The sequence below is a fragment of the Nitrogeniibacter aestuarii genome (assembly GCF_017309585.1).
GTDB classification, from domain to species: Bacteria; Pseudomonadota; Gammaproteobacteria; order Burkholderiales; family Rhodocyclaceae; genus Nitrogeniibacter; species Nitrogeniibacter aestuarii.
In genome coordinates, this window is sequence record NZ_CP071321.1 from 2643693 (window position 1) to 2663675 (window position 19983).

16 protein-coding genes are annotated in these 19983 nt (G+C 60.8%); 7 read left to right on the forward strand and 9 right to left on the reverse strand.

Translation table 11 applies throughout. From position 1 onward, the window contains the following. Nucleotides 1-5 precede the first annotated feature (5 nt). The 5 genes from carB to J0W34_RS12215 form a co-directional block, all read right to left on the reverse strand. Complete coding sequence (carB, locus tag J0W34_RS12195) at nt 6-3224, reverse strand: carbamoyl-phosphate synthase large subunit (protein ID WP_227814256.1); 3219 nt, start codon at nt 3222-3224, stop codon at nt 6-8. A gap of 77 nt (nt 3225-3301) precedes the next feature. Further along, the gene (gene carA, locus J0W34_RS12200; RefSeq protein ID WP_230968971.1) at nt 3302-4444 is read right to left on the reverse strand and encodes a glutamine-hydrolyzing carbamoyl-phosphate synthase small subunit; all 1143 of its coding nucleotides are present in this window, start codon (nt 4442-4444) and stop codon (nt 3302-3304) included. 190 nt (nt 4445-4634) lie between these two features. Continuing rightward, nucleotides 4635-7220, reverse strand: coding sequence for a response regulator (locus J0W34_RS12205; RefSeq protein WP_230968972.1), 2586 nt, complete (start codon nt 7218-7220; stop codon nt 4635-4637). Nucleotides 7221-7383: 163 nt separating this feature from the next. Further along, nucleotides 7384-8196: a 4-hydroxy-tetrahydrodipicolinate reductase gene (gene dapB, locus J0W34_RS12210; RefSeq protein WP_230968973.1), complete on the reverse strand. Its 813-nt coding sequence runs from the start codon at nt 8194-8196 to the stop codon at nt 7384-7386. Nucleotides 8197-8198: 2 nt separating this feature from the next. Beyond that, nucleotides 8199-8654: an outer membrane protein assembly factor BamE gene (locus J0W34_RS12215; protein ID WP_230968974.1), complete on the reverse strand. Its 456-nt coding sequence runs from the start codon at nt 8652-8654 to the stop codon at nt 8199-8201. A gap of 120 nt (nt 8655-8774) precedes the next feature. Here J0W34_RS12215 and fur point away from each other — a divergent pair, with 120 nt between their 5' ends. Continuing rightward, nucleotides 8775-9215: a ferric iron uptake transcriptional regulator gene (gene fur, locus J0W34_RS12220; protein ID WP_227814251.1), complete on the forward strand. Its 441-nt coding sequence runs from the start codon at nt 8775-8777 to the stop codon at nt 9213-9215. Between the two features lie 186 nt (nt 9216-9401). Here the strand turns inward: fur and recN are convergent, their stop codons facing one another. Continuing rightward, nucleotides 9402-11066 (reverse strand): DNA repair protein RecN, encoded by a 1665-nt coding sequence (gene recN, locus J0W34_RS12225; protein ID WP_230968975.1) that lies wholly within the window; start codon nt 11064-11066, stop codon nt 9402-9404. Between the two features lie 21 nt (nt 11067-11087). Beyond that, a complete protein-coding gene (locus tag J0W34_RS12230; protein ID WP_227814249.1) occupies nt 11088-11972 on the reverse strand; it encodes an NAD kinase in 885 nt (294 codons plus the stop codon). 131 nt (nt 11973-12103) lie between these two features. Here J0W34_RS12230 and hrcA point away from each other — a divergent pair, with 131 nt between their 5' ends. From hrcA to J0W34_RS12245, 3 genes are read left to right on the forward strand one after another with little or no spacing between them, the layout of a single operon-like run. Then, nucleotides 12104-13132, forward strand: coding sequence for a heat-inducible transcriptional repressor HrcA (gene hrcA / locus J0W34_RS12235; RefSeq protein WP_227815075.1), 1029 nt, complete (start codon nt 12104-12106; stop codon nt 13130-13132). A 33-nt stretch (nt 13133-13165) separates the two neighbouring features. Further along, nucleotides 13166-14266 (forward strand): ferrochelatase, encoded by a 1101-nt coding sequence (hemH, locus tag J0W34_RS12240; protein ID WP_230968976.1) that lies wholly within the window; start codon nt 13166-13168, stop codon nt 14264-14266. After that, nucleotides 14263-14628 carry a phage holin family protein gene (locus J0W34_RS12245; protein ID WP_227814247.1) on the forward strand — a complete coding sequence of 122 codons (366 nt, stop codon included), beginning with the start codon at nt 14263-14265 and terminating at the stop codon, nt 14626-14628. The genes hemH and J0W34_RS12245 overlap by 4 nt, the downstream gene beginning before the upstream one ends. Nucleotides 14629-14675: 47 nt before the next feature. Here the strand turns inward: J0W34_RS12245 and J0W34_RS12250 are convergent, their stop codons facing one another. Next, entirely contained in the window at nt 14676-15206 is a 531-nt protein-coding gene (locus J0W34_RS12250; protein WP_227814246.1) for an AP2 domain-containing protein, read from the reverse strand. 167 nt (nt 15207-15373) lie between these two features. On the opposite strand from J0W34_RS12250, the gene trxC reads away from it, so the two are divergent. Next, nucleotides 15374-15811 carry a thioredoxin TrxC gene (gene trxC, locus J0W34_RS12255; RefSeq protein ID WP_227814245.1) on the forward strand — a complete coding sequence of 146 codons (438 nt, stop codon included), beginning with the start codon at nt 15374-15376 and terminating at the stop codon, nt 15809-15811. Here trxC and J0W34_RS12260 read toward each other — a convergent pair whose 3' ends face one another. Further along, nucleotides 15812-17173, reverse strand: coding sequence for a serine/threonine protein kinase (locus tag J0W34_RS12260; RefSeq protein WP_227814244.1), 1362 nt, complete (start codon nt 17171-17173; stop codon nt 15812-15814). A gap of 174 nt (nt 17174-17347) precedes the next feature. Between J0W34_RS12260 and grpE the strand changes: the two genes are divergently transcribed. Both grpE and dnaK read left to right on the forward strand, forming a co-directional pair. Then, entirely contained in the window at nt 17348-17914 is a 567-nt protein-coding gene (grpE, locus tag J0W34_RS12265) for a nucleotide exchange factor GrpE (RefSeq protein WP_230968977.1), read from the forward strand. Nucleotides 17915-17998: 84 nt separating this feature from the next. Then, on the forward strand, nt 17999-19930 hold the full coding sequence (gene dnaK / locus J0W34_RS12270) for a molecular chaperone DnaK (protein ID WP_230968978.1): 1932 nt from the start codon (nt 17999-18001) through the stop codon (nt 19928-19930). Nucleotides 19931-19983 lie beyond the last annotated feature (53 nt).

The window sequence follows — 19983 nt, forward strand, 5'->3', positions numbered from 1 at the left end:
TAGGTTTAGCCGAGTTCCGCGTGCAGGTCCTGCACCGCGTAAACTTCCAGTTGTTCGAGATGCTGCAAACCCATGCAGGCGGCGCGTGCGCCCTCTGCCGTGGTGTATGCGGTGATCTTTGCGCCCAGGGCGCTGGTGCGAATCGAGCGCGAGTCGGTGACCGCTTGACGACGCTCTTCGACCGTATTGATCACCAGAGAGATCTCGTGGTTCTTGATCATGTCAACGATGTGCGGACGCCCCTCGTTGACCTTGTTGACCGGCGTCACCGGAATGCCGGCCGCTTCGATGGCGGACGCCGTTCCACGCGTCGCAACCAGACCGAAACCGAGCTCATGGAGCTGGCGCGCGACGTCGACGGCCGCCGGACGATCCGTGTGCTTGACGCTGATGAATGCCGTACCGCCCTTGGGCAGACGAATGCCGGCGGCGATCTGCGACTTGACGAAGGCTTCGGCGAAGGTGCGGCCGACGCCCATCACTTCACCGGTAGACTTCATTTCAGGCCCGAGAATGGTGTCCACGTTCGGGAATTTGTTGAACGGGAACACCGCTTCCTTGACCGAGTAATACGGCGGCACGATTTCGCCGGTCACCCCCTGGTCCGCGAGGGAACGGCCCGCCATGCAACGTGCGGCAATCTTGGCCAGCGGCAAAGAGCAGGCTTTGGAGACAAACGGCACCGTACGCGAAGCACGCGGATTCACTTCAAGCACATACACCACAGCCGCATCGCCCTCACCCTGAATGGCGAACTGCACATTCATCAGGCCACACACGTTGAGCGCCTTGGCCATGGCTTCGGTCTGGCGACGCAGTTCATCCTGCAACGCCTTGCCAAGCGTATAGGGTGGCAGCGAGCAGGCAGAGTCACCGGAGTGAACGCCGGCCTGCTCAATGTGCTCCATGATGCCGCCGATGATCACCTGTTTGCCATCGGACAGCGCATCGACGTCCACTTCGGTCGCGTCATTCAGGAAACGATCGAGCAACACGGGCGACTCGTTGGACACCTTCACGGCCTCGCGCATGTAACGCTCGAGATCCTTCTGCTCGTGCACGATTTCCATGGCGCGACCACCGAGCACATAAGACGGGCGCACCACCAGCGGGTAGCCGATCTCGGCGGCGAGGCGGACTGCCTCGTCCGGTGTCCGTGCCGTGCGGTTGGGCGGTTGCTTGAGACCGAGGTCATTGAGCAGCTTCTGGAAGCGCTCGCGGTCTTCGGCCGCGTCGATCATGTCCGGGGTGGTGCCGATGATCGGCACACCATTCGCTTCGAGCGCGCGGGCACGCTTGAGCGGCGTCTGGCCACCGAACTGGACGATCACGCCCTCGGGCTGTTCGATATGGGTGATCTCAAGCACGTCTTCGAGCGTGATCGGCTCGAAGTAAAGGCGATCGGAGGTATCGTAGTCGGTCGACACCGTTTCGGGGTTGCAGTTGACCATGATGGTCTCGTAACCGTCTTCGCGCAGTGCCAGAGCGGCATGCACGCAGCAGTAATCGAATTCGATACCCTGACCGATACGGTTCGGACCGCCACCGAGAACCATGATCTTGCGATTGCCGGTCGGCTGAGCTTCACACTCTTCCTCGTAGGTCGAGTACATGTAGGCGGTCGACGTGGCGAATTCGGCCGCACACGTATCCACGCGCTTGTAGACCGGGCGCACTCCGAGCGAATGACGATGCAGGCGCACAGCGGTTTCGTCTGCAGCCATCAGCTTGGCCAGACGACGATCGGAGAAGCCCTTGCGCTTGAGCGCACGCATCTGTTCGGCATTGAGTCCCTTGAGGGAACGGCCGGAGATGGACTTTTCGGTGGCCACGATATCTTCGATCTGCGCGAGGAACCACGGATCGATCTTGGTCAGGTTGAACACCTGCTCCAGGGTCATGCCTTCGCGGAATGCCTGACCCACGTACCAGATGCGCTGCGCGCCCGGATCGGCCAGCTCGCGCTCGAGTTCATCGGTATCGGCGTCGATTTCATCGAGACCGTACACACCGACTTCCAGACCGCGCAAAGCCTTCTGAAACGATTCCTGGAACGTGCGACCGATCGCCATAACCTCGCCCACGGACTTCATCTGGGTGGTCAGGCGGTCGTTTGCCATCGGGAATTTCTCGAAGGCAAAACGTGGAATCTTGGTTACCACGTAGTCGATCGACGGTTCGAAGGACGCCGGCGTGGCCCCACCGGTGATGTCGTTCTTGAGTTCGTCGAGCGTGTAACCCACTGCCAGCTTCGCCGCCACCTTGGCGATCGGGAAACCGGTGGCCTTGGAGGCCAGTGCAGACGAGCGCGACACCCGCGGGTTCATTTCGATGACGATCATGCGACCGTCCTGCGGATTGATGGAGAACTGAACGTTCGAGCCACCGGTATCGACCCCGATCTCGCGCAATACGGCGATCGAGGCGTTCCGCATGATCTGGTATTCCTTGTCCGTCAGGGTCTGCGACGGCGCCACCGTGATGGAGTCGCCGGTATGCACGCCCATCGGGTCCAGGTTCTCGATCGAGCACACGATGATGCAGTTGTCGGCGCGGTCACGCACCACTTCCATCTCGTATTCCTTCCAACCGATCAGCGACTCTTCGATCAGCAGTTCGTTGGTCGGGCTGGCTTCGAGACCGTTCTTGCAGATGTCGGAGAACTCTTCCATGTTGTAGGCAATGCCGCCACCGGTGCCGCCCAGTGTGAAAGACGGACGAATGATCACCGGAAAACCGATACCGGCCTGCACCTGAAGCGCCTCCTCCATCGAATGCGCAATGCCGGAGCGCGCGGAACCCAGGCCGATCTTGGTCATGGCCTGCTTGAATTTCTCGCGGTCCTCGGCCTTGTCGATGGCTTCTTTCGACGCGCCGATCAGCTCAACACCGTACTTGTCGAGCACGCCGTGCTTGGCCAGATCGAGCGCGCAGTTGAGCGCGGTCTGACCGCCCATGGTCGGCAGGATCGCATCCGGCTTTTCCTTTTCGATGATGCGCTCGACCGCCTGCCAGGTGATGGGCTCGATGTAGGTCACGTCGGCCGTACCCGGGTCGGTCATGATGGTCGCCGGGTTGGAGTTCACCAGAACAACCTTGTAACCCTCTTCACGCAGGGCCTTGCAGGCCTGGGCACCGGAGTAGTCGAATTCGCAGGCCTGGCCGATGATGATCGGGCCGGCACCGATGATCAGAATTGTTTGAATGTCTGTGCGCTTGGGCATTTCTTTGCCTCGAAAATCTGTTTTGGGGTGATGTGCTTGCGGTTGTGGATCGGGCACCTTCCGGTGCCCGCCTCACATCACGCCCGCTCGTCCATGAGCTTGATGAATCGATCGAACAGGTAGGCCACATCGTGCGGCCCCGGACTCGCTTCCGGATGCCCCTGGAAACTGAAGGCAGGCACATCGGTACGTGCAATCCCCTGCTGCGTACCGTCGAACAACGAGACGTGCGTGGTACGCAGGTTGTCCGGCATGGTGGTTGCGTCGACCGCAAAGCCATGGTTCTGACTGGTGATCAGCACCTGACCGCTGTCCTGATCCTTGACCGGGTGATTGGCACCATGGTGACCGAACTTCATCTTCATGGTCTTGGCGCCAGAGGCCAGCGCCAGCAGTTGGTGACCCAGGCAAATGCCGAACGTCGGTTTGCCAGAAGCAACGATCTCCTTGATCGCAGCGATGGCGTAATCGCACGGCTCGGGGTCACCCGGGCCGTTGGAGAGGAACACACCGCCAGGGTTCATGGCGAGCACTTCGGCGGCCGGGGTCTGGGCCGGCACCACAGTGAGCTTGCAGCCGCGGCTGGCGAGCATGCGCAGGATATTGCGCTTGACGCCGAAGTCATAAGCCACCACGTGATATTTGGGGGCTGCCTGCTTGCCGTAACCGGACTCGAGATCCCATTCGGTCTCGGTCCATTCGTAGGCTTCAGAAACCGTCACTTCCTTGGCCAGGTCCATCCCGGCGAGGCCCGGGAATCCCTTGGCCGCCTGCAGCGCAGCATCCACATCGAGCTTGCCATCCGCGCCAGCGGTGACAATGCAACCGGCCTGAGCGCCCTTTTCGCGCAGAACGCGGGTCAGGCGACGGGTATCGATGTCGGCAATGGCCACGATGTTTTCGTCGCGCAGATACTGATCGAGTGAGCGCGTGGAGCGCCAGTTCGAGACGCGCAGCGGCAGATCGCGAATCACCAGCCCGGCGGCATGAATGCGGCTGGCTTCGACGTCTTCTTCATTGACACCGGTGTTTCCGATGTGTGGATAGGTCAACGTGACGATCTGGCGGGAGTAGCTCGGATCGGTAAGAATTTCCTGATAGCCCGACAAGGAAGTGTTGAACACCACTTCACCTACCGTCTGGCCCACAGCGCCAATACCTTTACCGCGAAAAACCGTCCCGTCAGCGAGGACGAGAATGGCGGGCGGAAATTGAGTCACGACGAAGCTCCTGAAGACGAATTCATGCGTTGAAACGAGCAAAACCGCAGCGTGACAGCACCCCACAGCCCACACGTGAAAAACGGGACCGGTCGTTGCGACCCATCCCGCTCAACAATCAACAAGTTAATCTCTCGATTTTAGCGAATTAGCCGGTCTCAGGCAATGCGCTGCAACATCGAAAGACGACTCAGCGAAACGCAACCGAGTGCTTTCTCAGTTCGGTGGCCAATGAATTGAGCGCATCGAGCAACGCCGGCAAATGAGATCGGGCCCGTTCGAGATCGCCCTTTCTGGCAGCATGCTCCACCGCCTGCGCGGCCTCGGCCGCAGGTGCGGCATTGAATACGCCCACCGACCCCTTGACCGTGTGCGCCACACTCGCCAGCTGGTCCAGCGTACCTTCAGCGGCTGACGTCTTGAGCGTTTGAAGATGTTTCCCCAGATCGGCAAAAAACAGATCGATCAGTTGCTTGAGGGCGAACTCGTCACCATCGAGCAACTCGAGCGTATCGTTGAGGTTCAGCACGGTTCCCATCTCGGAGAAGCGGCCGAAATCCTCAAGCAGACTGTCTTCCGGATCGTCGTACCCTCTGCCGTTGATCGGTTGGGTTACACGCTCGATCGCGGCGAAGAGTTCGCGCGGGCTGATGGGTTTCGACACATAGTCATCCATCCCGGCCTCAAGACATCGCAGCCGGTCACCCGCCATGGCGTGAGCAGTCATGGCCACGATGGGCACGGCATGCCAGTTCCCGGCCATTGCCCAGCTCTTGCGCGCCTCGCGGGCTCGAATCGCCTGCGTGGCCTCAATCCCGCCCATAACCGGCATCTGCACGTCCATGAGGATCAGGTCGAAATTGTTGTCATTCACCAGTTCGACCGCTTCCTGACCGTGCGATGCCAGCGTCACGCGATGGCCCGCCTTTTCGAGTATCTTCGTCGCAACCGTCTGATTGACCGGATTGTCCTCGACCAGCAGGATCGAGAGCGCATCGTCCCTGGCTTCGGCAGTGAGCTGTGTCAGCGTCATTTCGGGATCGAATCCGAATTGATCACCTTCGTCCGCACTCACTCCACTGAGCGCCGAAAGCAATACTTCGGATACATCTTCGGCAGAAAAAGGTTTGACCAGCCGTGAATTGACGCCCAGAGATCGGCATTGCTCCGAATCTTTCCGCTGCGAGACGGTGGTCATCATCATCACGACCCGATCGAGCAACTCCGTCTCCTCCTTGAAACGCTTGACCAGTCCGAACCCGGCTGGCGGGGCCATGTTCGTCGCCAGCATGATGAAATCATAGGGCTCGACCAGATCGGTCGCTCGTTTGAGCGCCACTTCCATGGCGTCGGCTGTCTCGGCAGTCGCCACATGCAAACCGATTCGCTGCAGTATCCGCTGTATCACCGCGGCAGCCACAGGGTTGGACTCAACAACGAGCACTCGACGGCCAAGCAATCCCGTGTCCCGGGCGCGACTTGGTGGCGCAATCACAGAGAGCCGGGCCGTGAAAGAGAAGGTACTGCCCTTGCCTTCAGCGCTCTCAAGACCCATCCGGCCATTCATCAAGGCCACCAGTCGCGTTGAGATCGCCAACCCGAGCCCGGTGCCCCCGTACCGTCGCGTCGTGGATGAATCTGCTTGCGAGAATGCTTCAAAGACTGCGGCCTGCTTGTCGGCGGGAATGCCGATGCCCGAGTCTTCCACGGCAAACTTCAACTCAGCCTCGCCCCCCTCATTGGAGATGACCGAGAGCTTCACGAAGATGTGTCCCGATTCGGTGAACTTGATGGCATTGCCGATGAGGTTCAGCAAGATCTGGCGCAGGCGCCCGGGATCGCCGCTGAGCACGGCGGGCACGTCGGAGGCCACTTCGTAAACGAGCTCAAGGCCCTTTTCATGCGCGCGCAAGGCCATGGTCTTGAGCGTGTCTGACACGAGTGAGCGCGGCGAGAAATCGATGGACTCGAGGGCAAGCTTGCCCGCCTCGATCTTTGAGAAGTCGAGTATGTCGTTGAGAATGGTCAGCAGCGCTTCACCCGAAGCCTTCACGCTGTTCAGATAGCCGCGCTGTTCGCTATCGAGCGGTGTATCGAGTGCCAGATCCGTCATGCCGATCACCCCGTTCATCGGGGTGCGGATCTCGTGGCTCATGTTGGCCAGAAATTCACTCTTGGCTCGACTGGCCGCCTCGGCGGCATCCCTGGCCTCGCGCAGTTGCTCTTCCGCAAGACGGTCTCGCGTGACGTCCTGATAGGTGCCGATCATTCGCACCCAGCGCCCCCCCTCTCCGCGCTGGTAGGCCTTGCCCCGCGCCTGGAACCAACGTGTCGTTTGGTCCTTTGCGGTTGCACGGAAAAGGATGTCGAAGGTCTCGGCCTCTCCCTTGAGGTGTGCTAGCAGGGGAACCGGGAAGCCGGCAATGTCATCCGGATGGATACGCGCCTGCCATTCGCTGAAGTCGTCGCCGATTTCATCGCTCGCGTAGCCGAGACACGCTTTCCAGGTGCCGTCGACCTCGATACGCGCATTGGGAATGTCCCATTCCCACTGACCCACACCCGAATTGCGCATGGACAGCGCGAGCCGGTGTTCTGCCCGCGAGCGCGCATCGTTCGCAGAGGCGAGCATGGACTCGTAGCTGGCAATCAGGCGGCTCAACGCGGTACGGGCCGGGCCGTCGACGCCAAGCGACGCCAGTGCGTCTTCAATGGATTGGCCGGGCCTCGCGCCCAGCAATTGAGCCGAATGCGCCGACAGGTCTGGGCCGTTCACTGACCGCCTCCGACAAAGCGCCTCATCGTTTGCCGCGCCGGCTCAAGAACAGTTGATGCAGCCTGCATGCTCAGAGATTCCCGCAATGAAACCGCGCCGGAACCACACCGATTCCGGGCATCATCGCCATTTAACGGCTCAGACACCCGGTCCTTGAACAAGCTCAGCGCAAGCCCAGCACATCCTGCATGTCGAACAGCCCGTTTTGGCGACCTTTCAGATATCGCGCACCGCGCAGCGCGCCGCGGGCATAGGACACTCGCCCACCCGATTTGTGCGTGATTTCGATGCGTTCGCCCATGCCAGCGAAAAGGACCGTGTGATCACCGATCACATCGCCGCCACGGATGGTGGAAAAGCCGATGGTCTGGTCATCGCGCACGCCGGTCACACCCTCGCGCCCGTAGATGGCGCATTCATCCAGGTCACGGCCAAGCTCTCTGGCCACGATCTCACCCATCCGCAAGGCTGTGCCTGAGGGCGAATCGACCTTGAATCGATGGTGAGCCTCGATCACTTCGATGTCGTAACCCTCATTGAGAATCTGCGCCGCAACCTCCAGCAGCTTGAAGACGGCATTGACACCCACTGCCATGTTCGGCGCAAACACGACGGGAATATTTTCGGCGGCCTGAGCCACGCGCGCCTTTTCCTCGGCCGACAGGCCCGTGGTGCCGATGACGATCGCTTTGCCCTGCCGCTCGGCTTCGGCCAGATGGCTCATGGTGCCTGCCGGCAAGGTGAAATCAATCACGCAGTCGCATGCAGCAATCGCGGCAGGCATGTCGTCGGTAATGAGCACGCCGGTCTGTTGACCGATCATTTCACCTGCGTCGCGTCCGATGAAAGCACCGCCCGGACGATCAAAGACGGCAGCAAGCTCCATGTCCGGTTCGCCCAGGCAGGTTTCGATCAACATGCGGCCCATCCGGCCGCTACCACCGGCGATGGCAATTTTCATTTTCCCTTCGCTCATGCTCACTGCTCCCCTTTTTCTGCTTTCACCGGCGCTGCATCTTCCGAGGATTCCGCCGGAGCACCCAGATCAAGCGAGCGAATCCGGTTGGACGTGTTTGCGGAAACTTCGCCTTCGGGCGACGCCGCCGTGACATCGCCGGACACGTGGCTCAACTGTCCGTCGACAAAGAACACGGTGATTACGCGCTGCTCGGGTTCGCCGTAACCCGGCTCGAAACGATAGACGTAGTCCCAGCGATCCGCGTGAAAGATGTCAGTGAGCAAGGGAGTCCCGAGTGCAAAGCGGACCTGATCCTTCGACATTCCCTTCTTGAGCTGGGAGATCATCTCCTGAGTCACGAAGTTGCCCTGACGGACATCGAGTTTGTACGGGCGGACTTTTTCGGTCACGCCACAACCGGCGGTGGTCAGGCACAGCGCAGAAACAATCAGCGCAAAAGCAGTTTTCGATAGCATGGTGATGGATCGCCGTGCGGGCGGGTTAGGCAGCCGCATTCTCAGAAAAGGGCAAAAAATATATCATACCGTCCAGCCCGACTTTTCGTGACCTCACCGTCACCTGGACCAGACACCGACATGCCCAACAATTCACAAAGCCTCAAAAGCATCGGTCTCAAGGCCACTTTCCCCCGGCTCAAGATCCTTGAACTGTTCCAGCACACGGAACAGCGCCACCTGACCGCAGAAGACGTCTACCGTCTTCTCATGGAAGAAGGCATGGACATCGGCCTGGCGACGGTCTATCGCGTTCTGACGCAGTTCGAGCAGGCAGGCCTGCTCGAACGCCATTTCTTCGAGTCCGGCAAAGCCATCTTCGAACTCAACGAAGGCGGTCATCACGACCACCTGGTGTGCGTCGAATGCGGCGCGGTCGAAGAGTTCTACGATCCCGAAATCGAAAAGCGTCAGGTCCAGGTCGCACAGGAGCGCGGTTTCACACTCAAGGAGCACGCCCTCTACATCTACGTCGAGTGCAAGCGGGAAAACTGCCCCAATCGCGAAACCGACAAGAAGTAGGACGCATCCGCCCTTGGGTTGAATCGCGGCGCTACGCGCAAGGCCCTCGGCCTGAGGGTCGCCAATGCACCTGCGCTGCCGGTGCAAGTCTATCGCCTGCAGAAAACCGCCTCGACAACGCTCGTGTAGAACTGCTGCGATCCGCCTCATCGGAACGGGTCCAGACGCCGCAGCTGGCCAGCTGAATCAGGCCGGCTGACGTCCGAGCATTTCCGCTGCGTGCTGTCGGGTGGTTTCCGTGATCTCGACGCCGCCAAGCATTCGTGCAATTTCGTCGATACGTGCCTTGTCGTCCAGTGGCGTGACCTGACTGAGAGTCTCACCGGCGACTTCCGACTTGGCAATCGACCACTGCCAGTCTGCGCAGGCAGCCACCTGCGGCAAATGGGTCACGCACATCACCTGGCGTTGCTGGCCCAACGCGTGGAGCATGCGGCCAACGATCTCGGCCACGCGGCCACCGATGCCCACATCAACCTCGTCAAAGATCATGGTCGGCGTCGCCGAGGCCCGACTCGTGATGACTTGAATGGCCAGACCAATACGCGACAGCTCGCCGCCGGACGCGGTCTTGGCCAGCGGCTTGAGCGGCTGGCTCGGATTGGCCGCGACCAGAAACTCGACCCGCTCGTCGCCATGCGCGCTGCCTTCCGGCTCGGGTACCAGCGCGACTTCAAAGCGTCCGCCATTCATGGACAGGGTCTGCATGGCGGCCGTCACCTGCTCGGACAACTGCGCAGCGATGGGCGCGCGTGCCTCGCTCAGCCCCTTGGCCAGCGAACGATAAGCAGATTCGGCTTCGACCGCCCGCGCTTCGAGTTTGGCCGGATCCCCTGCTTCGCTCAGCGCATCGAGCTGGGACGACAGACGCTGGTGCAGCGCCTCGAGTTCTTCGGGCGGCACGTGGTGCTTGCGCGCCACATCGGTGACCGCACCCAGGCGCGCTTCCAGCTCGGCCAGCTGCGCTGGATCGACATCGACCCGATCTCGATAACTGCGCAGGGCATGCAGGGCTTCGTCGGCCTGAATGGCCGCGTTGTTGAGCATGTCCTGAGCTTCACTCAGAGCACCGTCGATCTGAGCGAGTTCGGCAAGACGCGCCGCCAGACGTTCGAGCGACGACACCACGGGGGCTTCCCCCTCTTCGAGTGCATCAATCGCCATCGAGGCACCTTCGATCAAACCGGCCGCGTGACTCAGACGGGCGTGGTCCTGATTGAGGGTTTCCCATTCCGAAGCCGTGAAGACCAGCTCATCGAGCTCTTTCACCTGCCAACCCAGCAACTCCCGTTCCCGCTGCAGGCCTTCGGCGTCGGCCGCTGCCTGCTGCAGCGCTTTGAGAACCCCTTGCCAGACACGCCAGGCGTCGGACACATCCGCGGCAAGCGACTCGAGGCCCGCATACCGATCAATCAGCGCGCGCTGCGCGTCACCACGCAACAGCGCGTGGTGCGCATGCTGTCCATGGATGTCGGCCAGCCACTCGCCCACTTCACGCAACTGGGACAGCGTCGCCGCTGCACCGTTGATCCAGGCCTTTGACCGACCTGATGCATCGACGGCGCGTCTGAGCAACAGCACGTCATCGTCGATATCGATCATCTGCTCATCGAGCCATGATCGAAGTTCCGGGATATCCGGCAGATCGAACTCGGCCGAAATGTCGGCACGCTTCTGCCCCGAACGTACCACGCCGCTCTCCGCACGATCCCCCATCACGAGGCCGAGCGCGTCGAGCAGGATGGATTTACCCGCGCCGGTCTCGCCGGTCAGCGCGCCGAAACCTGCCGAAAAATCGAGTTCGAGCGTATCGACGATGACGAAATCTTGAATGGAGAGTCGGCGCAGCATGGTCCGCGGGAGTGAAGTGAATCAGGGATTGCGCGGAGAGGCGCTCCAATGGAGCTTCTCGCGCAGCATGGCAAAGTAACTGTAGCCCGGCGGATGGAGCAGACGGATGCTGTGCTCGGCGCGGGTCACACGAATGCAATCGCCCGCGCGCGCGTCGAAACGCTCCTGCCCGTCGAAGTGCACGCTGGCGTCGTGGGGGGCGAGCAGAGTGATTTCGATTGTGCAGTGATCAGGCAGCGTCACCGGACGTGCGGTCAGCGTGTGCGGGCACAGCGGCACGAGCGCAATGCCGACCACATTGGGGTGCAGAATCGGCCCGTTGGCCGACAGGGCGTACGCTGTCGATCCAGTCGGCGTCGAGATGATCATGCCGTCCGAGCGCTGGGTATAGACAAACTCGTCGTCAATGCGCACATCAAACTCGATCATGCGCCCGAGATCGCCCTTGTTGACCACCACGTCGTTGAGGGCACAGGTGTGGAAGACTCGCTGCCCTTTGCGCATCACGTCGATGTCGAGCATGAAGCGGGTCTCTTCTTTCGCCTTGCCGTCGAGCACGGCGCGCAGCGCCTTTTCGGCATCGTGACTGGGGACATCGGTGAGAAACCCCAGGCGCCCCTGATTGATTCCCAGCAAAGGGACCCCATAACTGGAGAGACGACGTGCTGCATTGAGCATGGTGCCATCACCGCCGACCACGACTGCCAGGTCCGCATTTTCGCCGATCTCGTCGTAGCTGCTGACGATGTAGCCCGACACCAGCCCGGTCGAACTGGCCGTTCCCTGCTCGATGCGGACAGACAGACCGTAGGCACGCAGAATGTGCGCGACATTGGCAATGGTGGGGGTCACCTCCGGGCTCTGGTATTTGCCGATGAGCGCGACCGTCGTGATGGGTGTTTGCATATGGCGCAAATTAAACCACATCTGATGCGCGCATTCGATGACGACAAAACTTGCACAGACCGCTTCAATGCGCGCTATGCAGCCGGACGAGAGTTACATAGAATCCAAAGCCAATGGCTAAAGAATCCGACCTGACCCAACTCGATGAACGTTCGCGCATCCTGCTCAGAACGCTGATCGAGCGTTACATTGCCGACGGCCAGCCTGTTGGCTCCCGCGCGCTGTCGAAGCATTCAGGGCTCGACCTGTCGGCGGCCACTGTCCGAAACGTGATGTCGGATCTGGAAGAACTCGGATTCATTGCCAGCCCGCATACCTCGGCCGGTCGGGTACCTACATCGCGCGGTTACCGCCTGTTCGTCGATCAACTGCTCCGCGTGAGGCCTTTGCACGCCAATCTGCTTCACGAACTCGAGGGGCAACTGCAGCCCGACCAGCCGCAGCGGCTGATCGGCGCGGCATCCAACCTGCTTTCGGAGCTCTCGCAGTTCGCCGGTGTGGTGGTCGCGCCGCGCAAGGATGCGGTGCGCATTCGGCAGATAGAATTCGTGCCCCTGTCGGAAGGTCGTGTGCTGCTCATCATCGTCACCACCAGTGGTGATGTGCAGAACCGCATCCTGGCGACCAAGAAGCCCTACTCGCCCTCCGAACTGGTCACCGCCGCAAACTACCTCAACGCGCACTACTCCGGGCTCGACTTCGAGGCTATCCGCACCCGCATCCAGACCGAACTCAAGCAACTGCACAGCGACATGTCGGACCTCATGACAGCCGCCGTCGATGCCGGCAACGAGGCGGTTCAGGACTCATCGTCCCGATACGTGCTCTCGGGTGAAACCAATCTGCTGGACGTGGAAGACCTGTCGTCGAACATGGTTCGCTTGCGCGAGCTGTTCAAACTGTTCGATCAGAAAACCAGCCTGCTGCAGCTGCTGGACATCTCGAACCGGGCAGACGGCGTGCAGATTTTCATCGGCGGGGAATCCGGCCTGGCGCCGCTGGACGAGTGCAGCGTGGTGACCGCGCCCTACGAGGTGGACGGCATGATTGTCGGCTCGGTGGGCGTCATCGGGCCGACGCGTATGGCGTACGAGCGCATCATTCCCATCGTGGACATCACCGCCCGCCTGCTCTCAGGGGCACTTTCCTCGCGCGGCTGAGTCCATCAGGCACCCAAGAATCAGGAGACACCCATGGCCCGCTACCGGCCCGAGCCAGCGCATACCCACGGTCAGACCCCACGCACCGGCGTTCTGCTGGTCAACCTTGGCTCGCCTGAAGCGCCCACGGCAAAGGCCTTGCGCCCGTATCTCAAGCAGTTTCTTTCGGACACTCGCGTGGTCGAGATCCCGAAGCTGATCTGGTGGCCGATCCTGAATCTGATCATCCTCAACACCCGCCCGGCCAAGTCGGCTGAAAAGTACGCCTCCATCTGGATGGACGAAGGCTCACCGCTGCGCGTCCACACCGAACGCCAGGCCAAGCTGCTCACCGGCCACCTGGGCGAAGCCGGCCACAAGGACTGGATCGTGCGCTGGGCCATGCGTTACGGCGAACCGAGCATCGGGCGAACGCTCGATGAGATGCGCTCACTTGGATGCGATCGCATTCTCGTGGTGCCGCTGTACCCTCAGTACGCCGGCAGCACCACCGGCAGTGTCATGGACGAGGTGGCGCGCAGTCTGCTGTCCTGGCGCAACCTGCCCGAGATGCGCTACATCCGCAGCTACCATGACCAAACAGGCTATATCGAATCACTCGCAGCCTCGGTACGGCGTCATTGGCAGCGCAATGGGCAAGGCGAGCACCTGATTCTCAGTTTCCACGGCGTGCCGCGTCAGACCCTCGACAAGGGCGACCCTTACCATTGCGAGTGCCACAAGACAGCCCGCTTGCTGTCGGAAGCACTCGGTGACGACGGCAAGCGCGTGAAAGTCACCTTCCAGTCCCGCTTCGGCAAGGCCGAGTGGCTTCAACCCTACACACAGCCCACACTCGAAGCCATGGCACGTGACGGCGTCCGGTCAGTGGATGTGATGTGTCCGGGCTTTTCGTCCGACTGCCTTGAAACGCTTGAGGAAATCGCGATGGAGTGCAAGGAAGCCTTCCTCTCCAACGGCGGCAAGCAATTCAACTACATCCCCTGCCTCAATGAAGACGCCGCCTGGATTCAGCATCTCACTGATCTGGTCCTGGCCCATGCCGGCAACTGGCGCACGGAAGACGTCCGCCGTGGTACCAGCGACCGCAGTGTCGGGGCCGAGCATGCCCGCAAACTGGGAGCAAAGCATTGAACTGGCGACTACTTGCCCGCTGGGCATTGAATGCGTGCGCGCTGATGCTGGTGCCCGAGGTGGTCAGCGCCATGGAGGTCACCTCCTTCCCCGCCGCACTGATCAGCGCGCTGCTGATCGGACTGGTCAACGCGCTCATTCGCCCGATTCTGCTCCTGGTGACGCTGCCCATCACCGTACTCACGTTCGGCATCTTCGCGCTCATCATCAACGGCTTGATGTTCTGGCTGGTCTCGGCTCTGGTTTCGGGTTTCGTGGTCCCCGATTTTGCGACCGCGTTCTGGGGCGCGCTGCTCTACAGCATTCTCACCTGGCTGGTGAGCCTGGCCATGAGTGAACCCAATCCCGTTCGACACCGTTAAAAAAAACGCTCCTGGCGGAGCGGTTTTTTTATCGTGACTGCGTCGGTTCAGGCACCGGGGCGTTTTGCCTCTGCCTCATCCTTGGTTGCACTGCGTCTCGGGCGGCGACGCACGGCGCCCGGATCAAAATGGCCGCCGAGCTTTCGCAACGCATCCTCGCGTGCTTCGAGCGCGCGCTGGAAAGCGCCGTCCTCGCCGTACTTCTTCACCGAGAACTTGACCCGCTTGCGCCGCCCGTCAGGCAATGGCCAGGAGGCGACCCAGAACCAGCGCTGCTTGTCTTCCGGAAGATCACGCGTCTCCGAGGCGCAGTAGCGGCATACACCCACCACGCCGGAGCGGTTGTTCTTCTTTCGGATGGACGAATACTCCTGCATCGACAGGGGTGGATGATTGGCGATGATTTCGTCGCGATATGACTTCGCTTCGGCAAACGCTTTGCGCTTGCCGCCGAAAACGCCATCACTGAAGTGCTTCCGATAGATGACGCCGCGCCGCTGAATGGTGACCAGCCAACCGTGCGTCCGACTTGCGTCGTTGTCCACGCGGCTGATGCCGTAAACGCTACCTCGAGTCACTCCCACTCCCTCCGATTTTTCTTGGCTTGGGGCATAGGAGAAATTTCGGCGGCGCGGTGGAAAACTTTACCTGCGCAGACGCGAGGGGATTGAAAGCCGACCAGCGGTCACCAGTTAAGGAGCAGCTGATAATGCCAATGCTGGCTGCCAGGACACAGGAGCACACCATGACCCAATCCATCCAGACCGCCTGCCCATCGTGCAACGGTCTCAACCGGCTGCCCGCCGAGCGGCTTGGAGACGACCCCAATTGTGGTCGCTGCCACGCACCACTCTTCCCCGGCACGGTCGTCAATGCAAACGCCAGTGCCTTTGAATCACACGTGACACGCAGTGACGTACCGGTGGTGGTGGATTTCTGGGCACCCTGGTGCGGCCCCTGCCGCATGATGGCCCCCGCGTTCGACGCAGCAGCCAGAGCGCTGGCGCCGGATTACCGCCTGCTGAAGGTCAACACCGAAGAGGAACAAGCCTTGGCGAGTCGCTACGCCATCCGGAGCATTCCGACCCTGATGCTTTTCCGGCGCGGGCAGGAGGTCGCACGCATGAGTGGCGCCATGAACGAGCAGCAGCTCGTCCAGTGGGTGCGCGCTCAGGAACGCTGATCAGTCTTCGAGCAGTTGCAGATCGAGACCGGATGCCATGCCCTTGCCTTTGGCCGCGGCTGGCGCGTTTCCCGAGACAGCGACGGCCATCTGGGCAAGACGTTTGGTCATTGAGGTGGTCAGACGCGCCCGGAATGCTTCGAGCGTTTCGTCGGTGGCCAATGCCAACGCTGCGGGATTGATCTCAAGGTAGGTCACGTCAGTCAACGAGGTGACGGTAAACATGTGCTTATGATCGAGGCCATCGAGATACGCGGTCTCGCCAAACGCATCACCAGCATCGACACAGGCAATCTGCTTTCCGGTGCAGGCCAGCTCGACCTGCCCTTCGACCAGCACGCCAAAGCGCTGATCCTGATCGCCTTCGCGGAACAGCGTGGTATTCGATTCGGCCACGCGCCAACGGGAGATGCGCAACACCTCCCACAACTCGACGTCATCGAACTCGGTGAAGAACGGCATCTTGCGCAAGGCACCGAAACGGCTGGTGTCGGGCGGCACGAACTTGTCGTCCACAATCTTGTAGCGCACCGCCGACAAGTCCTTGGCGAATTCGGCGCCGTTCTTGTAGCGGGAGTACAGATCCTTCTCGAGCGCCTTCTTGATCACCTTTTCCATCAGCTCGGGCAATTCCGGCTGCAGCTGGCACACCGAGGGAGGCTCGGCGTTGATGATCTTGTAGATCAGCTGCGCTGGATTCTTGGCCCTGAATGGCAAACGTCCGGTCAGGAGGTGGAAGAGCAACACACCCAGCGAATACAGATCCGTCTTCTGGTTCAGCGGGTAACTCTTGATCTGTTCAGGCGACATGTAGGCTGGCGAGCCCACGCCCATGATGAACGTCGAATCGGAATCGACCCGCTTGTTGATGTTCATCGCCAGACCGAAGTCGGTGATCTTCACGTTGTCCTTGTCGTCGACCATGATGTTGGCCGGCTTGATGTCGCGGTGAATCACCCCCTGCCGGTACGCATAATCGAGCGCCATACAGCACTTGAAAACGATACCGATGGTCCGATGGATCGGCATGAGGTTGGCAAAGGTACAGAACTTCTCCAGCGACTCTCCAGAGAAGTACTCCATCACCACATAGGCTTCGTTTTCGTCAACGACGCCTTCGAAAATGCGGATGATGTTCGGATGCTTGAGCCGGCTGGCGACGTTGCTCTCGGCCTTAAGGAGCTTGAGCAGACGCCGGTTCCACTTGGCTTCGTCTTTCGCCTTGTCGTCAAAGCGGATGTACTTGAGCGCAACGGGCTCCGGGTAAACAGAACTCTCTGCGAGGTAGACGGTTGCCGTCGCACCTCGACCCAATTCCCGGATGATCCGGTACTTCCCGATCTGGCTCGGGATATCGCTCATCGTCACTCCCAGGCTGAACCCTGACCTCTCTGTTATGGGCTTCATTATGCCCGCGTCGATCCATTCGGACCACGGTTCGTCAACAAACTCACATTTTTTTGAAGCCGGCACTTGAAATCGCGTCGCCCACCCCAAGGTAGCGAGGCATCGAAATCAAAGTCGCAGGACGTCACAATGCAAGAGAACAACCCGACGCCGGATCAGGCCCTTAACGCACAAGAGGCCGACCACGCCGACAAGGCCGCCGAACAAACGACTGCCGAAGGCCACATCGACACCATGCCGAGCCTTGAAGAGGCCGTGCGGACTGCCGAACTCAAGGCGCAGGAGCACCATGACGCATGGCTGCGCGCCAAGGCTGAGACCGAAAACCTGCGCCGCCGCGCTCAGGAAGACGTCGAAAAGGCGCACAAGTACGCAGGCGAGAAATTCGCTCAGGCCATGCTGCCAGTCAAGGACAGCCTGGAAGCAGCGCTGTCTGCCGAAAACTCCACCTTCGAAAACCTGCGCGACGGCGTCGAGATCACCCTCAAGCAACTGGTGTCCGCCTTTGAGAGCACCGGCGTGGCTGCGGTTGATCCGGTGGGCGAGAAGTTCGACCCCAACCTGCATCAGGCCATCAGCGCCCAGCCCCACGACGGGGAGCCGAACACGGTCCTGACCGTACTGCAGAAGGGCTACACGCTGCATGGTCGCGTCATTCGCCCGGCATTGGTCATCGTATCGGCCGCCAAGGCTTGAAAAGGCCCAGGCAAGCCCCACATTGGAATCAGACGCAGGCCGGCGGATCGGCCAGCCTAAGAAAATTGAGATAAAGGAATCATCATGGGAAAAATCATTGGTATCGATCTGGGCACCACCAACTCCTGCGTGTCCGTGATGGAAGGTGGTAAGGCCAAGGTCATCGAAAACGCCGAAGGCGCCCGTACCACCCCGTCCGTGGTCGCCTACGCCGAAGACGGCGAGATCCTGGTCGGCGCGCCGGCCAAGCGTCAGGCAGTGACCAACGCACAGAACACCCTGTTCGCGGTCAAGCGCCTGATCGGCCGTCGCTTTGAAGAAAAAGAAGTCCAGAAAGACATCGACCTGATGCCCTACAGCATCGTCAAGGCCGACAACGGTGACGCCTGGGTCGAAGTGCGCGGCAAGAAGATTGCGCCGCCGCAGGTCTCCGCCGAAACCCTGCGCAAGATGAAGAAGACCGCCGAAGACTACCTCGGCGAGCCGGTGACCGAAGCCGTCATCACCGTGCCGGCCTACTTCAACGACAGCCAGCGTCAGGCCACCAAGGACGCCGGCAAGATCGCCGGTCTGGACGTCAAGCGCATCATCAACGAGCCGACCGCTGCTGCCCTTGCCTTCGGCATGGACAAGAAGCCGGGCGACTCCAAGATTGCCGTGTATGACCTCGGCGGCGGTACCTTCGACATCTCCATCATCGAGATCGCCGATCTTGACGGTGAGCACCAGTTCGAAGTGCTGGCCACCAACGGTGACACCTTCCTGGGTGGTGAAGACTTCGACCAGCGCATCATCGATTACATCGTCACCGAGTTCCAGAAAGAACAAGGCGTCGATCTGAAGAAAGACGTGCTGGCCCTGCAGCGACTGAAAGAAGCGGCTGAAAAGGCCAAGATCGAGCTCTCTTCCAGCCAGCAGACCGAAGTGAACCTGCCGTACATCACGGCCGACGCCTCCGGTCCGAAGCACCTGGCCATCAAGATCACCCGCGCCAAGTTCGAGTCACTGGTCGAAGAACTGGTCGCACGCACCATTGAGCCCTGCAAGGTGGCCCTCAAGGACGCCGGCCTGAGCATCGGTGAAATCGACGACGTCATTCTGGTCGGCGGTCAGACCCGCATGCCCATGGTGCAGGACAAGGTCAAGGCCTTCTTCGGCAAGGAACCGCGCCGCGATGTGAACCCGGACGAAGCCGTGGCCATCGGCGCCTCCATTCAGGGTGGCGTGCTGCAAGGCGACGTGAAAGACGTGCTGCTGCTCGACGTGACCCCGCTGTCCCTCGGTATCGAGACGCTCGGTGGCGTGATGACGAAGCTCATCCAGAAGAACACCACGATCCCGACCAAGGCCAGCCAGGTCTTCTCGACCGCGGATGACAACCAGAACGCCGTGACCATTCACGTCCTGCAGGGCGAGCGCGAAATGTCGTCGGGCAACAAGAGCCTGGGTCAGTTCAACCTCACCGACATCCCGCCGGCACCGCGCGGCATGCCGCAGATCGAGGTCACTTTCGACATCGACGCCAACGGTATCCTGCACGTGTCCGCCAAGGACAAGGCCACGGGCAAGGAAGCGAACATCACCATCAAGGCCAACTCCGGTCTGTCCGACGAGGAAGTCGAACGCATGGTGAAGGACGCCGAGGCCCACGCCGAAGAAGACAAGAAGGCTCACGAGCTGGTCGATGCCCGTAACCAGTGCGACACCCTGATCCACTCGATCAAGAAGGCCCTGGCCGAGCACGGCGACAAGGTGGACGCCGACGAGAAAGGCAAGATCGAAGCGGCGCTGGCCGAAGCCGAAGAAGCCATGAAGGGCAACGACAAGGACACCATCATGGCCAAGACGGAAGCCCTCGGCCAGGCCAGCCAGAAGCTCGGTGAGAAGGTCTATGCCGACGCCCAGGCCCAGGCCGGTGCGGCTGGCGGCGCCGGTGCCGAGGCGGGCAACGCCAAGGCTGAAGATGCCGACGTCGTGGATGCTGAATTCACCGAAGTTCAGGACGACAAGAAGTAAGCCGACAAGGCTGACACCCCGGCCGGACCGCACTGCACCTCGTGTGCAGGCCG

Excerpts from the sequence above, each read along its gene's own strand:
- J0W34_RS12215 (WP_230968974.1), bottom strand. The coding sequence starts at position 8,654 with ATGCTATCGAAAACTGCTTTTGCGCTGATTGTTTCTGCGCTGTGCCTG.
- carB (WP_227814256.1), bottom strand. The coding sequence starts at position 3,224 with ATGCCCAAGCGCACAGACATTCAAACAATTCTGATCATCGGTGCCGGC.
- J0W34_RS12230 (WP_227814249.1), bottom strand. The coding sequence starts at position 11,972 with ATGCAAACACCCATCACGACGGTCGCGCTCATCGGCAAATACCAGAGC.
- dnaK (WP_230968978.1), top strand. The coding sequence starts at position 17,999 with ATGGGAAAAATCATTGGTATCGATCTGGGCACCACCAACTCCTGCGTG.
- J0W34_RS12260 (WP_227814244.1), bottom strand. The coding sequence starts at position 17,173 with ATGAGCGATATCCCGAGCCAGATCGGGAAGTACCGGATCATCCGGGAA.
- grpE (WP_230968977.1), top strand. The coding sequence starts at position 17,348 with ATGCAAGAGAACAACCCGACGCCGGATCAGGCCCTTAACGCACAAGAG.
- trxC (WP_227814245.1), top strand. The coding sequence starts at position 15,374 with ATGACCCAATCCATCCAGACCGCCTGCCCATCGTGCAACGGTCTCAAC.
- recN (WP_230968975.1), bottom strand. The coding sequence starts at position 11,066 with ATGCTGCGCCGACTCTCCATTCAAGATTTCGTCATCGTCGATACGCTC.
- hemH (WP_230968976.1), top strand. The coding sequence starts at position 13,166 with ATGGCCCGCTACCGGCCCGAGCCAGCGCATACCCACGGTCAGACCCCA.
- fur (WP_227814251.1), top strand. The coding sequence starts at position 8,775 with ATGCCCAACAATTCACAAAGCCTCAAAAGCATCGGTCTCAAGGCCACT.
- dapB (WP_230968973.1), bottom strand. The coding sequence starts at position 8,196 with ATGAGCGAAGGGAAAATGAAAATTGCCATCGCCGGTGGTAGCGGCCGG.